Here is a 15995-nt window from a genome sequence, read left to right on the forward strand (position 1 = left end):
GGTGGCAACCTTACGCGTGCGTCGCTAAACGAAGCTTCAACAAGGCCGTCTGTAACGTATTCCAGTCGGTTTCTGTGTTTGAGATAAGTTCAACCCGGCTATCCGGCGGCGCGACACTCTGTGTTTCGATGTGCAGGTCATCGCCCTGGCGATTGATGCGTACCAGCCCCTCTTGTATGCGCATAACGCCTTTCACCCGGCCCACCGGCGCCAGACGCGCCCATTCGAGTAGGCCAATGGTGTCAAACACGGTATCGGCATCGAAAATCCAGCCGCAGGCCTGATGACCCTGTCCGCTATTGAGGCTGCGTCGCCAGCGCTGCTGTGCGGGCAGATTTAGCGCGGCGAGTCCTTTTTTACTGGCATGAGTGTGAGAATGCGCGGCGCTGGCCGGCAGTTCCGCCAGATTTTGTCGCGGTAAATCCAGAAGCTTACCGTCTATCTGTCCATGTTCGGCATGAATCAGTTGACGATCGCCGCCGTACTGTCGCCACCACTGTTGCAGGGCGGCATCGCTCTGCGCCGTGGCGCGATCGGTCTTATTGGCGATGATAATATCGGCTGAGGCGAGCTGATCGCGGAAATTTTCATTGGCGACGCTCTGTTGGTCCAGTAGCAGGCGAGGGTCAAGGATGCAGAGCGTAGCGCGTAAATCAATCCACGGCTCATAAACCGGCGCAGTTAATAAATCCAGAATCTGTTTTGGGTGCCCCAGTCCGGTTGGTTCAATCAGCAACCGGTCAGGTTTGCCCTGGCGCAGCAGCGTGTTGAGCCCCACCTGCATAGGCAATCCATTGACACAGCACATGCAGCCGCCGGGGATCTCTTTTAGCAGTGCGCCGCTGTCGGCAAGCAGCGCGCCGTCAATACCCACTTCACCAAATTCATTAACCAGGACGGCCCACTTTTCAGCCGGATCTTTATGAGCTAATAAATGAAGGATAGAGGTGGTTTTTCCGCTACCGAGAAATCCAGTAATAAGATTGGTTTTGGTCACGTCAGCTCCAGAATATTGATACAACATAACAACTTTTAATAATCCTGGCGAATAAACGTGAAAAAGAGAAGTGCTGAGTTGACGAAGTCGTGCTTCTGCCATCTTAAGAGCAGAAAATGTTAAATTTTTAACGTTTCTCTTGCCTGGTGCAGAACAGTCAATAAATAAAAGGGGCAGACTGCGCCCTGGGGCGCAGCCGAAAAATGTGAAACTTAATCCGCGCGCCCCATATAACGGCGCTCTTCGATATGAATGCGGATTTTCTCACCTGCGCTCAGGTATTCGGGAACCTGAATCACCAGACCGGTGCTTAATGTCGCGGGTTTGTTACGTGCGCTGGCGGACGCTCCTTTAATACCCGGCGCGGTTTCGACGATTTCCAGATCCACGGTCTGCGGAAGCTCTAGCGCCAGCAGTTGGCCGTCCCAGGTCAGAACCTGCATATCCGGCATTCCGCCTTCAGGCATAAACAGCAACTCTTCTTCAATCTGATCTTTGGTGAAGGTATACGGCGTATAGTCTTCTTTATCCATGAACACATATTCGTTGCCATCGACATAAGAAAAGTCAACGCCACGACGGCTCAGGGTGACGGTATCAACGATATCGTCGCCTTTGAAACGTTCTTCCACTTTCAGACCGGTGCGGACATCGGAAAAACGCATTTTATACAGTGTGGCGGCGCCACGGGCGGTAGGCGACTGAATGTCGATATCTTTCACAATCAGCAATTTGCCGTTGTAGTTCAGTACCATACCCTTTTTGATTTCGTTCGCTCTTGGCATCGAGGAGATCCTGTTGTAGAGATTATCTAAAATATCGCGTAAAACTACTCGCGCCGGGCCGTCCAGGCAAGTGGAATTGTCACTTTTGCTGGTGCAAAAAAGGTGATACTGTTCGCCCGCTTTCCGCTCCGCGTTCAACGAGAATAGGCGATGGCATGTCGCCCGGAGGAGGGAAGTGTGCTGTGTTGTCCCTTCTGTTTCCAGCCTTGTCTTCGGAATGTCTGAGGGCAGGCCTGATCATGATGACGTCCATATTTTAAATCTGGATTTTTCTTTGGACAAATTCTGTTATCTTTCATTTGGTTATAAATAGAGGGGCTGAGCATGGACTGTCGTAGCGGCTGTGGCGCTTGCTGTATTGCGCCTTCAATTTCGTCGCCGATACCCGGAATGCCGAATGGCAAGCCGATGAATACCAGATGCGTGCAGCTTTCGGAAGATAACTTGTGCCTTATCTTTGGCTCGCCTTTACGCCCAAAAGTGTGCTCTGGTTTGCAACCGACAGGGGACATGTGTTTAACGACCCGGGAAGAGGCCATTATTTATTTGCTGGAACTCGAACAGAAAACCTTACCATGAGCTAAGCCGTTTTTGATAAATGTGCAGGGGCTTACGTTATATCCCGAAATAGTCTGCAAAAGCTGCGCCTCAAATTACCTCCTTTTACCATTAAATAGCGTAATACATGATTCCCTTATTTCGTGGCTTCTGAAGCGGTAGATGTCGCCGCTCAACCCCGTTGGTGCCTGAACGTGTACCGAATGAACCGTCACATAAAACAAAAACGATCAATTTTATTTATATGATAGTTTTTATCTATTAAAAAGAGGAACTTTGATCGATTTTAATTATTTATAACGATCAATATCATGAATTTGATAGTTTATATCTATCATTGATGTATTTACCGATCGATATAACCAGTGTGAATGTATTGTTATTTTCCTTTAAAATACTCGAATTCTTATGTGTGGGTTTTATCTTATGAAGAAATATACGTTCGCAGCCAGGGCGTTTATTTTTACGCTGGTGTTGCTTTTTGTTATTTCAGTATTCGGGTTGACTATTAGCGTTTTAAAAGGGATGTGAAATGCGGGGAGAAAATAGTGAAATTGATTTAGTCGACGTTTCCTTATTCCTTATAAGAAAATGGCTAAGTATCATGATCGCTACCTTTATTTTTGTCGCCATTGGCTATTTTTTTGTGAGCGTGCAGCATGATACAAAGGTTGTGAGTATTACAATCAAACCTAATCTGGATACGCCTGCTACCTATGCGTTATGTGGCTATACTAATGATATTCAATGTAAAACAACGGTTATCCTTAACCAGTTTAGCCGTTTCTTGCCTGCGAACTATAAAAAGAAAATAATTTTTGACGCGAAAAATCAGCTTGTCCTTTTTAAGGCGCAGGGGAGGGAAGAAAGCGTCAATAATATTATTTCCACCCTGAAAAATAGTGTCGATAAAATGGCAGCATGGTATATCGATGACGGTGACATTAAACGTTATAGCGTGCATAAAAATATGTTACAAACGGAAACATATGCAAAGCTATCATTGTTGTCGGAGGCGGTTAAAAATAATGCTAACATTGAAGTGATAGATGTTGCTGTTACACCAAAATATAAGATGCGGCTGGTGTTGGTCCTTTGCGGACTGATGGGCGTAATTTTCTCAATAACCGGTCTTTTATGTAGGAGGGCGCTAACAGAATATCGTATTGAGAAAAAGACAATGAATGACCGCGCATGAACATTGCGCAGAGATAAACTCTGCGCTGAAATGTGTCGAAGAGTAAAAGTATCAGGCTTGCAAGTTAAACATCTTTAATACGCGCCAGGCAGAACATGGTGGCGACAATCATGACTAACGCAAACCAGAAGACCGCATGATAATTCCAGATTTCTGCGGCGATTCCCGCCAGCGAACCGGCAATGATCCAGCCGACGCGAATGGTATTGGTATACAGCGTGGTGGCTGAACCCGCCTGGCCTGGCATGAGATCCTGAAAATAGAGCATGCCAATCCCGCCAAGAATGCCGATGTAAATCGCGTTCAGCAACTGCAAGCCGAGCAACGTCGCCGGCGCGTGCGCCAGCAACATACCCGCATAAAAGCACAGTCCGGCGACAACGGCGATGCACATTAACAGGCGTTTTCCCAACCGTTTGGCGAAGTAACCTGCAATCAGCATTGTGGGAATCTCCAGCCCGGCGGCGGTGCCCATCATCACGCCTGCAAGTTTTTCCGGAAGATGCAGCTCATTGATGATAAACAGCGGCATATTAATGATATACAGGCTGTTAGTTCCCCACATTAACGTACAGATGACAAACAGCAACAGCGTATCGCGGCGATTACGACGCGGTGCTTCCAGCGTGCCGGTCGCCAGCGGCGCATCTTTGCGCATTGACGGTAAAAAGAACCACACCATGACGCCGCAGACGATAAAAGCTACCGCCGCGCTCAAATACATCACCGTAAAGCTAAAACCCATCGCCAGCGCATAGGCCAGCGGCGGCCCAATGACCCAGGCCAACGAGACCTGGGCGCGGAGGATTGAGCTGAACATCACCGCTTCACGACCTGTACGATCGGCATGTTCTCGGGCCAGCGCAAACATCTGCGGGTTGGCGGTAGAGCCGAAGCTACTGAGAAAGACGCCGATGAACAGCAAAATAAAGTAGTTGCGGTTCCAGGCAAACAACACGCAGGCCAACATGCCCAGCACGCAACAGAAAACGATCAGTTTTTTGCGATCGCCTTTTTTATCTGAGCGACCCGCCAGAAACTGGCTCACGATAATGCCGATAACCGCGCTGCCGGTAAAAAAGAAACCCACCATGCCGGGACGGGCGTGAACCTCATCCGTCAGAAAAATACTGAGCGTCGGCGTCTGTAACGCACCGGCAATACCGGTGAGAAAAGCCACGATCAAAAAGGCGGTAGACGTCAGGTCAAACGATTTAGGCGCAGCGGCGGCGGGACTGTTGTGCATGTTTCTATATCAGTGGTGTGAAGAGAGGCGGAGTTTACGCTGCCCGTCAGAAAATAAACAGGCGTCTGAATCAAAATCGACACGAAAAATCAAAATAGCATTCCAGTTTGTTACCAGGGCGTGCTGACGCAAGCTGAAAGAAAAAAGCTGAAGCCTTTTATGCGTCAGCTATTGAGGGTCTGTTGGAGAAAAAATGTGCTTCACCTCAAAAAATTGCTACAAAACCGGTAACTTTTCTTGCGTGCTGAAGCAGAAAGATCCAGACTTCTTGAAACGTTTCAGCGCGATCTGGTTTTTTTGATAACTCAGATTGGCGCTTTTTTTCTCATAGTGGCTGAATCGTTTCAATTCAGCAGGAGAGGAGACACATGTTCCAGTTATCGGTTCAGGACATTCATCCGGGCGAGCAGGCCGGAAATAAAGAAGAGGCCATTCGGCAAATCGCCGCCGCGTTAGCGCAGGCGGGGAATGTGGCGGGCGGCTATGTTGACGGTATGCTGGCGCGCGAACAGCAAACCTCGACCTTTCTTGGCAATGGTATTGCGATTCCCCATGGCACAACAGACACGCGCGATCAGGTGCTGAAAACCGGCGTCCAGGTCTTTCAATTCCCGCAGGGCGTTACCTGGGGAGAAGGCCAGGTCGCCTACGTGGCGATTGGTATTGCCGCCAGTTCGGACGAACACCTTGGCCTGCTGCGTCAGCTGACGCATGTGCTGAGCGATGACTCCGTGGCTGAACAGCTGAAATCCGCGACAACGGCGGAAGAGCTGCGCGCATTGCTGATGGGTGAGAAGCAAAGTGAACAATTAAAACTTGATAATGAGACGATGACGCTGGATGTCATCGCCAGCTCGCTGGTCACATTGCAGGCGCTAAATGCGGCGCGTCTGAAAGAGGCGGGAGCGGTTGATGCGGCGTTCGTCGCAAAAACGATTAACGATAGTCCGATGAATCTGGGACAAGGCATCTGGCTGAACGACAGCGCGGAAGGCAATTTGCGCAGCGCTGTTGCGGTAAGCCGTGCGACCCAGGCGTTTGACGTAGAGGGTGAAAAAGCAGCCTTATTAGTCACTGTTGCGATGACCGACGAGCAGCCGATTGCCGTGCTAAAACGCCTCGGCGACCTGTTGCTGAACAATAAAGCCGATCGTCTGCTGAGCGCTGACGCCGCGACGCTGCTGGCATTGCTGACCAGTGATGATGCGCTGACGGATGATGTACTGAGCGCGGAATTTGTAGTGCGTAATGAGCATGGTCTCCATGCCCGTCCGGGCACCATGCTGGTGAATACGATTAAACAATTTAACAGTGAAATTACCGTGACAAACCTTGATGGAACCGGCAAACCGGCAAACGGACGTAGTCTGATGAAAGTGGTGGCATTAGGCGTGAAGAAAGGCCATCGTCTGCGCTTTACCGCGCAGGGTGAAGATGCTGAACAGGCGCTGAAAGCGATTGGCGATGCGATCGCCGCCGGTCTCGGGGAGGGCGCATAATGAGCAGGCGTGTCGCCACCATTACCCTTAATCCGGCTTATGATCTGGTTGGGTTTTGCCCTGAAATCGAACGCGGCGAAGTGAACCTGGTGAAAACCACGGGTCTGCACGCGGCGGGCAAAGGCATTAACGTTGCCAAAGTGCTGAAAGACTTAGGCATCGACGTCACCGTCGGCGGTTTTCTCGGTAAAGATAACCAGGACGGTTTTCAGCAATTGTTCAGCGAACTGGGTATCGCTAACCGCTTTCAGGTGGTTCAGGGCCGGACCCGCATCAACGTGAAGCTGACGGAAAAAGATGGCGAAGTGACCGACTTCAACTTTTCCGGCTTTGACGTGACTCCCGCAGACTGGGAACGCTTTGTTAACGACTCCCTGAGCTGGCTGGGTCAGTTCGATATGGTCTGCGTCAGCGGTAGCTTACCGGCTGGCGTGAGTCCGGAAGCGTTCACCGACTGGATGACGCGTCTGCGCAGCCAGTGTCCATGCATTATCTTTGATAGTAGCCGTGAAGCGTTAGTCGCCGGTCTTAAAGCTGCGCCGTGGCTGGTGAAACCGAATCGCCGCGAACTGGAAATTTGGGCGGGTCGTAAGCTCCCGGAAATGAAAGATGTGATTGATGCGGCGCACGCGTTACGCGAACAGGGTATCGCCCATGTGGTGATTTCGCTGGGGGCGGAAGGCGCGCTGTGGGTTAACGCCTCAGGAGAATGGATCGCTAAACCACCGGCGGTTGACGTGGTAAGTACCGTCGGCGCAGGCGATTCCATGGTTGGCGGATTGATTTACGGCCTGCTGATGCGCGAGTCCAGCGAACATACGCTGCGTCTGGCGACGGCGGTTGCCGCGCTGGCGGTCAGCCAGAGCAATGTGGGTATTACCGATCGTCCTCAGTTGGCCGCAATGATGGCGCGTGTCGACTTACAACCGTTTAACTGACAGCAGGAGAGGCATAATGAAAACGCTGCTGATAATTGACGCTAATCTCGGCCAGGCTCGCGCTTACATGGCGAAAACCCTGCTTGGAGCGGCGGCGCATAAAGCAAATCTGGAAATTATCGACAATCCGAATGATGCTGAGCTGGCGATCGTGCTGGGCGAATCTCTGCCGAACGACAATGCTCTGAACGGCAAAAAGGTTTGGCTGGGGGATATTGGTCGCGCCGTCGCGCATCCGGAACTGTTTCTGAGTGAAGCCAAAAGCCATGCGACCGCTTACAGCGCTCCTGCTGCGGCTGTTCCTGCGGCGAGCGGCGGTCCGAAACGCGTGGTCGCGGTAACGGCCTGCCCGACCGGCGTCGCCCATACTTTTATGGCGGCTGAAGCCATTGAAACAGAAGCGAAAAAACGCGGTTGGTGGGTAAAAGTCGAAACGCGCGGCTCCGTGGGGGCTGGCAATGCCATCACCCCAGAAGAGGTGGCGGAAGCGGATTTAGTCATTGTGGCGGCGGATATCGAAGTGGATCTGGCGAAGTTTGCCGGTCTCCCGATGTACCGCACGTCGACCGGCCTGGCGCTGAAAAAGACGGCGCAGGAGCTGGATAAAGCCGTAGCGGAAGCGACGCCGTATCAACCGGCGGGTAAGGCATCGCAAGCGGCGACCAAAGGGAAGAAAGAGAGCGCTGGCGCATACCGGCATCTGTTGACGGGCGTTTCTTACATGCTGCCTATGGTGGTTGCCGGGGGACTGTGTATTGCGCTTTCCTTCGCCTTTGGTATTGAAGCCTTTAAGGTGCCGGACACGCTGGCGGCGGCGCTGATGCAGATTGGCGGCGGTTCGGCGTTTGCGCTGATGGTGCCGGTACTGGCGGGTTATATCGCTTTCTCCATCGCGGATCGCCCAGGCCTTACGCCAGGTCTGATTGGCGGTATGCTGGCGGTTAGCACCGGTTCTGGTTTTATCGGCGGGATCATTGCCGGCTTCCTTGCCGGGTATATGGCGAAGCTTATCAGTACCAAACTGAAACTTCCGCAAAGTATGGAAGCGCTGAAGCCAATCCTGATCATCCCGTTAATTTCCAGTCTGGTGGTGGGGCTGGCAATGATTTACCTGATCGGTAAACCGGTTGCCGGGATTCTGGAAGGGCTCACCCACTGGCTGCAAACCATGGGAACCGCAAACGCAGTGCTGTTGGGCGCGATTCTCGGCGGGATGATGTGTACCGACATGGGCGGCCCAGTGAACAAAGCGGCGTATGCGTTTGGCGTTGGTCTGCTGAGTACGCAAACTTACGCGCCGATGGCGGCGATCATGGCCGCAGGTATGGTACCGCCGTTAGCGCTGGGTCTGGCGACGATGGTGGCGCGCCGTAAGTTCGACAAAGCGCAGCAGGAAGGCGGTAAAGCGGCGTTGGTGCTGGGGCTGTGCTTTATCACTGAAGGCGCTATTCCGTTTGCGGCACGCGACCCGATGCGTGTACTGCCGTGCTGTATCGTTGGCGGCGCGTTGACCGGGGCCATTTCTATGGCGGTAGGCGCAAAATTGATGGCGCCGCATGGCGGTCTGTTTGTTCTGCTTATCCCAGGCGCAATTACGCCAGTATTGGGATACCTGCTGGCAATTGTGGCCGGTACGCTGGTGGCAGGGCTGGCTTATGCCGTCCTGAAACGTCCGGAGACGGAAGTCACGGCAAAAGCGGCATAAGAGAAACACGCTAAAAAAGGCAGAGCGCGCTCTGCCTTTTTTATTGCCTGAAGAACATTGAGCGTCAGGCCATCGCTTCGGCAATTTGCTGGGCTTTTAACCACGCAATCTCTTCCGCCCAGATATCAGGATTGATGGTCTCCAGTATCAGCGGAATACCGTCAAAACGCCCATCCTGCATAATCCAACGAAACGCATCGTGGCCGATATTGCCTTCACCCAGACTGTGATGGCGGTCAACGCGGCTACCGAAGGCGCTTTTGGCGTCGTTCAGGTGCATTCCGCGCAAATACTGAAATCCGACAATTTTCCCGAATTCGGCGAATGTTTTTTCGCACGCCTCTGGCGTACGCAGATCGTATCCGGCGGCAAAGGCATGGCAGGTATCGATACAGACGCCAACGCGCGACTTATCTTCCACGCCGTCGATGATGGCGGCTAACTGTTCAAACTCAAACCCCAGATTACTGCCCTGACCGGCTGTATTTTCGATAACCGCCGTAACGCCCTCGGTCTGCGCGAGGGCAATATTGATGGATTCCGCGATCCGCGCCAGGCAATCCTCCTGTGCAATCTGCATCAGATGGCTACCGGGATGAAAATTAAGCAAGGTTAAGCCGAGTTGTTCACAGCGCTGCATTTCATCGAGAAAGGCATCGCGTGATTTTTCCAGCGCTTCACTGACCGGATGGCCCAGATTAATCAGGTAACTATCGTGGGGAAGGATTTGCGCCGCCGAAAAATGATACTTTTCACAGGCGATTTTAAAGTCATCAATGACCTGGGGAGTAAGGGGGGCGGCACGCCACTGACGCTGGTTTTTTGTGAAAAGCGCAAAGGCCGTTGCGCCAATTTCAGCCGCGCGGGCAGGGGCGTTAGCCAGACCGCCTGCAGCGCTGACGTGCGCTCCGATGTATTTCATAAAAGACTCCTGTTAAACCCGCTAACGGTTCATTACGAACGCTATGATAACGGGTTAACAGGCGTGAAACGTAATAATTTATGCGATAAGGCTATGGATTAGGACGTTAATGGCGCCACCGCCAATAATCAGCCAGGCGAATAATGCCAGCGCCATCAGCAGCGGTTTCGCCCCCGCTTTTTTCAATGCGCTAACGTGAGTGGTCAGACCCAACGCCGCCATCGCCATCGCCAGCAGCACCGTGTCCAGCGTCACCAGCATATCCACCACGGCTTTCGGCAGCAGGTGGAAAGAGTTGAAGATCGCCACTACGATGAAGAAAATAGCAAACCACGGAATGGTAATTTTGCTTTTTTCCGCGCCGGTCGCCGGTGAAAGCTGTTTAACGCGTGCCGCCAGAATGATCAGGAACGGCGCCAGCATCATGACACGCAGCATCTTAGCGATAACTGCCGCATTTTCCGCATCCGGGCTAACGGCATGACCCGCTGCGACCACTTGCGCGACTTCATGCATGGTTGAGCCGATATAGATGCCGTAAGTTTCCGGGCTGAACCAGTGCGCCAGCAGCGGATACATTGCCGGGTAAAGGAAAATAGCGATGGTGCCGAAAATAACGACAGTCGCGACGGCTACAGTAACCTTACTGGCTTCCGCTTTTACCACCGGTTCTGTCGCCAGTACCGCCGCCGCGCCGCAGATACTGCTACCGGCGCCAATCAGCCAGCTGGTGTGCCTGTCCAGACCAAAGACTTTTTGGCCTAAGAAGCAGGCCAGCATGAACGTGCTGGAAAGCGTTAATACGTCAATCACAATGCCGCTAATGCCCACGTCGGCGATTTGTGAAAAGGTAAGGCGGAAGCCGTAAAGGATAATCCCTAAACGCAGCAGATGTTGTTTTGCAAACAGCACGCCGCCGTCGCATTGTTTCCATATTTGTGGATAGACGGTATTCCCGATAACCATACCCAGCAGGATAGCCAGGGTCAGGGCGCTGAACCCCGCGCCTGCAACGGCAGGGATAGCGCCGCCCCACAGGGCGACTCCTGTAATGACGGCGCTCAGAGCGAGCCCCGGTATAAAATGCCACATTGTACGACGATGATTCTGCAAGGTGAGTTCTGTCATAACCTTCTCCTGTATATGGACAATAAGGTTACGGTGATCTGGTTTAAAAATAAAATTGATTATATATTTATAATTAATCTTTATAAGTGGTAAGTGAAACGCTATCGGTGGGATACGACTATGCATATTACGCTACGACAACTTGAAGTGTTTGCTGAAGTACTGAAAAGCGGTTCAACAACCCAGGCGTCGGTCATGCTGTCATTATCGCAGTCCGCCGTTAGCGCCGCGCTCACCGATCTGGAAGGTCAGCTCGGCGTACAGTTGTTTGATCGGGTGGGGAAACGGCTGGTGGTCAACGAACATGGGCGCTTGTTATATCCGCGCGCGCTGGCATTGCTGGAGCAAGCGGTAGAAATTGAGCAGCTATTTCGTGAAGATAACGGCGCGATACGGGTTTATGCCAGTAGCACCATCGGCAATTACATTTTACCCGCCATGATTGCCCGCTATCGCCAGCATTATCCGGCCTTGCCGCTGGAACTCAGCGTGGGAAACAGCCAGGACGTGATTAACGCGGTGCTGGATTTTCGGGTTGATATCGGCCTGATTGAAGGACCATGTCACAGTACAGAGATTATTTCTGAGCCGTGGCTGGAAGATGAGCTGGTGGTCTTTGCCGCGCCGTCCTCGCCGCTGACGCAGGGGCCGGTGACGCTGGAACAGCTTGCGGCATCCCCATGGATTTTACGCGAGCGCGGTTCCGGTACGCGGGAAATTGTCGATTATTTGCTGTTGTCGCATTTGCCGCGCTTTCATATGGCGATGGAGTTGGGGAATTCAGAAGCGATCAAACATGCGGTGCGTCATGGACTGGGGATAAGCTGTTTATCGCGCCGGGTGATTGCTGAACAACTCCAGGCGGGAAGCCTGGGCGAAGTCGCGGTGCCGTTACCGCGCCTGGTGCGCACGTTGTGGCGTGTTCATCATCGGCAGAAACATCTTTCTAACGCGTTGCAGCGTTTTTTGAGTTACTGTGAATAAAGGTGAAGAGGAGGGCTGCCCCGGCGGCATCGCCATTTTTAGTATCCGCTTACGTATACGTTATTCTCTGCTTTACTTATAATCCGTGGCCGGTCATGAAGGTCTCTTATAACCGCGCATTTGTGTCGGAAGGATAGTATTTCGTCTGTTACAATCGCGCCTCATTTTTTGGATGGATAGCATTTTCACATGGGTTCCAAAACTAAAACCACAGAAGCGCCCGCGCTACGTCGCGAATTAAAGGCGCGTCACCTGACGATGATTGCCATTGGCGGCTCCATCGGGACAGGTCTTTTCGTTGCATCTGGTGCGACAATTTCTCAGGCGGGGCCAGGCGGCGCGCTGTTTTCTTATATTCTGATTGGTTTGATGGTCTACTTCCTGATGACCAGTCTTGGCGAGCTGGCGGCCTATATGCCAGTATCTGGCTCGTTTGCGACATATGGTCAGAACTATGTGGAAGAAGGCTTTGGTTTCGCGCTGGGCTGGAACTACTGGTACAACTGGGCGGTGACTATCGCTGTTGACCTGGTTGCCGCGCAATTGGTGATGGGCTGGTGGTTCCCGGACACGCCGGGCTGGATCTGGAGCGCGCTATTCCTCTGCGTCATTTTCTTGCTGAACTACATTTCCGTGCGCGGTTTTGGCGAAGCGGAGTACTGGTTCTCGTTAATTAAAGTCGCGACCGTTATTATCTTCATCATCGTTGGCGTAGCGATGATTATCGGTATCTTTAAAGGTGTTGAGCCGGTCGGCTGGAGCAACTGGACGACGGGCGATGCGCCTTTTGCTGGCGGTTTTGCGGCAATGATTGGCGTCGCGATGATCGTGGGCTTCTCTTTCCAGGGAACCGAGCTGATTGGTATTGCCGCCGGGGAATCTGAAAACCCGGAGAAGAATATTCCGCGCGCGGTGCGTCAGGTATTCTGGCGTATTCTGCTGTTTTATGTTTTCGCGATTTTGATTATCAGCCTGATCATTCCTTATACCGATCCAAACCTGCTGCGTAACGACGTCAAAGACATTAGCGTCAGTCCGTTTACCTTAGTGTTCCAGCATGCGGGCTTGTTGTCTGCGGCGGCGATAATGAATGCGGTTATCCTGACGGCGGTACTGTCTGCGGGTAACTCCGGGATGTATGCCTCGACCCGTATGCTCTACACCCTGGCCTGTGACGGTAAGGCCCCGCGTATTTTTGCGAAATTGTCCCGCGGCGGCGTACCGCGCAATGCGCTTTATGCCACCACCGTGATTGCCGGTCTTTGCTTTTTGACCTCAATGTTTGGCAACCAGACGGTCTATCTGTGGCTGTTGAACACCTCTGGTATGACGGGCTTCATCGCCTGGCTGGGGATTGCCATTAGCCATTATCGCTTCCGTCGCGGTTACGTGTTACAAGGGTATGATGTGAATGATTTGCCGTACCGTTCCGGGTTCTTCCCGCTGGGGCCGATTTTCGCCTTTGTACTGTGCCTGATTATTACGTTGGGGCAGAACTATGAAGCGTTCCTGAAAGATACCATCGACTGGGGCGGCGTCGCGGCGACCTATATCGGTATTCCGCTGTTCCTGCTTATCTGGTTCGGCTACAAGCTGATAAAAGGTACGCATTTCGTGCGCTATAGTGAAATGCACTTCCCGGAACGCGTTAAAAAGTAACGCGGTATTCTCGTCATAGGCCGGATAGGCTTTATGCCGCTATCCGGCACGGACTGCCTGAACCTGACCCTTCTAACCCTCTCATTCGAGAGGGTTTTTTGTTTTTTCTTTATGATTGGTTCAAATGACATAATTATTAACAATTAAATTGATAATTATTATCGTTTGCTTTATCGTTACGCTCGAAATCAGAAAGGATGAAGATTCGGGCGCGACCGTCACTAATGAGCCCGACTCGCCTGCATAAAAAGAGTTCGCCGTGATAACCGTTATCGCAGGCGAAACGTAATGCGTTGTGAGCGATAACCGATTTTTTTTGTCGTATTTACCTCATGGAGAAATGGAATGTTTAGGTTTAACCCTTTCGTTCGGGTAGGGCTTTGTATGTCCGCAGTTACGTTGGCCTGGCCGGTTGCCGCGGCAACGGATGATGGTGAAACCATGGTCGTTACCGCGTCCGCCATCGAACAAAATCTGAAAGATGCGCCAGCAAGTATCAGCGTCATTACCCAGCAAGATTTACAGCGCAGGCCCGTGCAAAACCTGAAAGATGTCCTGAAAGAGGTGCCGGGCGTACAGCTCACTAACGAAGGGGATAACCGTAAAGGCGTGAGTATTCGTGGTCTGGACAGCAGTTATACGCTGATCCTGATCGACGGTAAGCGCGTTAACTCCCGTAACGCGGTCTTCCGCCATAATGATTTTGATCTGAACTGGATACCGGTTGACGCTATCGAACGTATTGAAGTGGTGCGTGGCCCCATGTCCTCGCTGTATGGCTCCGATGCGCTGGGCGGCGTGGTCAACATTATCACCAAAAAAATTGGTCAGAAATGGCACGGCAGCGTCACGGTTGACTCCACTATTCAGGAACATCGCGACCGTGGCGATACCTATAACGGTCAGTTCTTTACCAGCGGTCCGCTGATCGACGGCGTGCTGGGAATGAAAGCCTACGGTAGTCTGGCGAAACGCGAAAAAGACGAGCAGCAGAGCTCCGCCACCACCGCTACGGGTGAAACGCCGCGCATTGAAGGATTTACCAGCCGCGATGGAAACGTCGAGTTTGCCTGGACACCAAACGAAAATCATGACGTTACCGCAGGCTACGGTTTTGATCGCCAGGACCGGGACTCCGACTCGCTGGATAAAAATCGTCTGGAACGGCAAAACTACGCGTTGAGCCATAACGGACGTTGGGATCTCGGCAATAGCGAGCTCAAATTCTACGGCGAAAAAGTGGAAAACAAAAACCCCGGCAACAGTAGCCCTATCACGTCAGAAAGCAATTCGATTGACGGGAAATACGTTCTGCCGTTAGCGTCTGTCAACCAGTTCCTCACCTTCGGCGGCGAATGGCGTCACGATAAACTGAGCGATGCGGTGAACCTGACCGGCGGTTCCAGTACTAAAACCTCCGCCAGCCAGTATGCTCTGTTCCTTGAAGATGAGTGGCGCATCTTCGAACCGCTGGCGCTGACCACCGGTATTCGTATGGATGACCATGAAACCTATGGCGATCACTGGAGCCCGCGTGCTTATCTGGTTTATAACGCAACGGATACCCTGACGGTGAAAGGTGGGTGGGCCACGGCCTTTAAAGCGCCGTCGCTATTGCAATTAAGTCCGGACTGGGCGACCAACTCCTGCCGTGGCGGATGCCGCATTGTCGGTAGCCCGGATCTGAAACCTGAAACCAGTGAAAGCTGGGAGCTCGGCCTTTATTACCGGGGCGAAGAAGGCATACTGGAGGGCGTGGAAGCGAGCGTTACCACGTTCCGTAACGATGTGGACAATCGCATCAGCATTAGCCGTACCCCTGACGTTAACGCCGCGCCCGGCTATTCCAACTTTGTCGGTTTCGAAACCAACAGTCGGGGACAGCGCGTTCCGGTCTTCCGTTATTACAACGTGAATAAAGCGCGTATTCAGGGCGTGGAAACCGAGTTGAAAGTTCCGTTTAACGAGGCGTGGAAACTGTCGTTGAATTACACCTATAACGACGGACGCGACGTCAGTAATGGCGGGAACAAGCCGCTTTCCGATCTGCCGTTCCACACCGCGAACGGTACGCTGGACTGGAAACCGGCGCAGCTCGAAGACTGGTCATTCTACGTATCAGGGAATTATACCGGGCGTAAGCGGGCCGACAGCGCAACAGCGAAAACGCCGGGCGGGTATGTGGTCTGGGATACCGGCGCGGCATGGCAGGCGACGAAAAACGTTAAACTGCGTGCGGGCGTTCTGAACGTGGGCGATAAAGATCTCAAACGCGACGACTACGGTTATACCGAAGACGGACGTCGTTACTTTATGGCGGTGGATTACCGTTTCTGACAGAGACTGGCGACAGCCGCGTTTTGCCGCTGTCGCCAG

At 52.4% G+C, this 15995-nt stretch carries 14 protein-coding genes; 9 read left to right on the plus strand and 5 right to left on the minus strand.

Annotated features, from left to right (window positions below; translation table 11 throughout):
- Nucleotides 1–10: 10 nt before the first annotated feature.
- Both HV477_RS19590 and yeiP read right to left on the minus strand, forming a co-directional pair.
- Nucleotides 11–997 carry a GTP-binding protein gene (locus HV477_RS19590; RefSeq protein ID WP_000169350.1) on the minus strand — a complete coding sequence of 329 codons (987 nt, stop codon included), beginning with the start codon at nt 995–997 and terminating at the stop codon, nt 11–13.
- Nucleotides 998–1209: 212 nt separating this feature from the next.
- Nucleotides 1210–1782 carry an elongation factor P-like protein YeiP gene (yeiP, locus tag HV477_RS19595; protein ID WP_001136822.1) on the minus strand — a complete coding sequence of 191 codons (573 nt, stop codon included), beginning with the start codon at nt 1780–1782 and terminating at the stop codon, nt 1210–1212.
- Nucleotides 1783–2106: 324 nt separating this feature from the next.
- Between yeiP and HV477_RS19600 the strand changes: the two genes are divergently transcribed.
- The 3 genes from HV477_RS19600 to HV477_RS19610 all read left to right on the plus strand — a co-directional run bounded on the left by HV477_RS19600 (nt 2107) and on the right by HV477_RS19610 (nt 3538).
- Nucleotides 2107–2361 (plus strand): YkgJ family cysteine cluster protein, encoded by a 255-nt coding sequence (locus tag HV477_RS19600; RefSeq protein ID WP_001523448.1) that lies wholly within the window; start codon nt 2107–2109, stop codon nt 2359–2361.
- 387 nt (nt 2362–2748) lie between these two features.
- Nucleotides 2749–2871 (plus strand): membrane protein, encoded by a 123-nt coding sequence (locus HV477_RS19605; protein ID WP_001519564.1) that lies wholly within the window; start codon nt 2749–2751, stop codon nt 2869–2871.
- 1 nt (nt 2872) lies between these two features.
- Nucleotides 2873–3538, plus strand: coding sequence for a GNVR domain-containing protein (locus tag HV477_RS19610; RefSeq protein ID WP_079899318.1), 666 nt, complete (start codon nt 2873–2875; stop codon nt 3536–3538).
- Nucleotides 3539–3602: 64 nt separating this feature from the next.
- On the opposite strand, the gene setB is transcribed toward HV477_RS19610, so the two are convergent.
- On the minus strand, nt 3603–4784 hold the full coding sequence (gene setB, locus HV477_RS19615) for a sugar efflux transporter SetB (protein WP_000551934.1): 1182 nt from the start codon (nt 4782–4784) through the stop codon (nt 3603–3605).
- Between the two features lie 368 nt (nt 4785–5152).
- Here setB and fruB point away from each other — a divergent pair, with 368 nt between their 5' ends.
- The 3 genes from fruB to fruA are packed head-to-tail and all read left to right on the plus strand — an operon-like array spanning nt 5153 to nt 8926.
- Entirely contained in the window at nt 5153–6283 is a 1131-nt protein-coding gene (gene fruB / locus HV477_RS19620; protein WP_023195760.1) for a fused PTS fructose transporter subunit IIA/HPr protein, read from the plus strand.
- Nucleotides 6283–7221 (plus strand): 1-phosphofructokinase, encoded by a 939-nt coding sequence (fruK, locus tag HV477_RS19625; RefSeq protein ID WP_000091249.1) that lies wholly within the window; start codon nt 6283–6285, stop codon nt 7219–7221. The genes fruB and fruK overlap by 1 nt, the downstream gene beginning before the upstream one ends.
- Before the next feature lie 16 nt (nt 7222–7237).
- Complete coding sequence (gene fruA, locus HV477_RS19630) at nt 7238–8926, plus strand: PTS fructose transporter subunit IIBC (RefSeq protein ID WP_175065365.1); 1689 nt, start codon at nt 7238–7240, stop codon at nt 8924–8926.
- A gap of 64 nt (nt 8927–8990) precedes the next feature.
- Here fruA and nfo read toward each other — a convergent pair whose 3' ends face one another.
- Both nfo and HV477_RS19640 read right to left on the minus strand, forming a co-directional pair.
- Complete coding sequence (gene nfo / locus HV477_RS19635) at nt 8991–9848, minus strand: deoxyribonuclease IV (protein WP_000873909.1); 858 nt, start codon at nt 9846–9848, stop codon at nt 8991–8993.
- 78 nt (nt 9849–9926) lie between these two features.
- Nucleotides 9927–10976, minus strand: coding sequence for a YeiH family protein (locus tag HV477_RS19640; RefSeq protein WP_000137966.1), 1050 nt, complete (start codon nt 10974–10976; stop codon nt 9927–9929).
- Between the two features lie 120 nt (nt 10977–11096).
- Between HV477_RS19640 and yieE the strand changes: the two genes are divergently transcribed.
- The 3 genes from yieE (at nt 11097) to cirA (ending at nt 15956) form a co-directional block, all read left to right on the plus strand.
- The gene (gene yieE, locus HV477_RS19645) at nt 11097–11960 is read left to right on the plus strand and encodes a DNA-binding transcriptional regulator YeiE (RefSeq protein WP_000548315.1); all 864 of its coding nucleotides are present in this window, start codon (nt 11097–11099) and stop codon (nt 11958–11960) included.
- Between the two features lie 189 nt (nt 11961–12149).
- The gene (lysP, locus tag HV477_RS19650; protein WP_000535000.1) at nt 12150–13619 is read left to right on the plus strand and encodes a lysine-specific permease; all 1470 of its coding nucleotides are present in this window, start codon (nt 12150–12152) and stop codon (nt 13617–13619) included.
- 345 nt (nt 13620–13964) lie between these two features.
- Nucleotides 13965–15956: a catecholate siderophore receptor CirA gene (gene cirA / locus HV477_RS19655; protein WP_000488254.1), complete on the plus strand. Its 1992-nt coding sequence runs from the start codon at nt 13965–13967 to the stop codon at nt 15954–15956.
- Nucleotides 15957–15995: the final 39 nt, after the last annotated feature.

Source organism: Salmonella sp. SG203, from assembly GCF_013350575.1.
GTDB classification, from domain to species: Bacteria; Pseudomonadota; Gammaproteobacteria; order Enterobacterales; family Enterobacteriaceae; genus Salmonella; species Salmonella enterica.

What these genes read in the sequence shown, in the direction of transcription:
- yeiP (WP_001136822.1), bottom strand. Translation starts at nt 1,782, where the DNA reads ATGCCAAGAGCGAACGAAATCAAAAAGGGTATGGTACTGAACTACAAC.
- HV477_RS19600 (WP_001523448.1), top strand. Translation starts at nt 2,107, where the DNA reads ATGGACTGTCGTAGCGGCTGTGGCGCTTGCTGTATTGCGCCTTCAATT.
- HV477_RS19605 (WP_001519564.1), top strand. Translation starts at nt 2,749, where the DNA reads ATGTGTGGGTTTTATCTTATGAAGAAATATACGTTCGCAGCCAGGGCG.
- HV477_RS19610 (WP_079899318.1), top strand. Translation starts at nt 2,873, where the DNA reads ATGCGGGGAGAAAATAGTGAAATTGATTTAGTCGACGTTTCCTTATTC.
- setB (WP_000551934.1), bottom strand. Translation starts at nt 4,784, where the DNA reads ATGCACAACAGTCCCGCCGCCGCTGCGCCTAAATCGTTTGACCTGACG.
- fruB (WP_023195760.1), top strand. Translation starts at nt 5,153, where the DNA reads ATGTTCCAGTTATCGGTTCAGGACATTCATCCGGGCGAGCAGGCCGGA.
- fruK (WP_000091249.1), top strand. Translation starts at nt 6,283, where the DNA reads ATGAGCAGGCGTGTCGCCACCATTACCCTTAATCCGGCTTATGATCTG.
- fruA (WP_175065365.1), top strand. Translation starts at nt 7,238, where the DNA reads ATGAAAACGCTGCTGATAATTGACGCTAATCTCGGCCAGGCTCGCGCT.
- nfo (WP_000873909.1), bottom strand. Translation starts at nt 9,848, where the DNA reads ATGAAATACATCGGAGCGCACGTCAGCGCTGCAGGCGGTCTGGCTAAC.
- HV477_RS19640 (WP_000137966.1), bottom strand. Translation starts at nt 10,976, where the DNA reads ATGACAGAACTCACCTTGCAGAATCATCGTCGTACAATGTGGCATTTT.
- yieE (WP_000548315.1), top strand. Translation starts at nt 11,097, where the DNA reads ATGCATATTACGCTACGACAACTTGAAGTGTTTGCTGAAGTACTGAAA.
- lysP (WP_000535000.1), top strand. Translation starts at nt 12,150, where the DNA reads ATGGGTTCCAAAACTAAAACCACAGAAGCGCCCGCGCTACGTCGCGAA.
- cirA (WP_000488254.1), top strand. Translation starts at nt 13,965, where the DNA reads ATGTTTAGGTTTAACCCTTTCGTTCGGGTAGGGCTTTGTATGTCCGCA.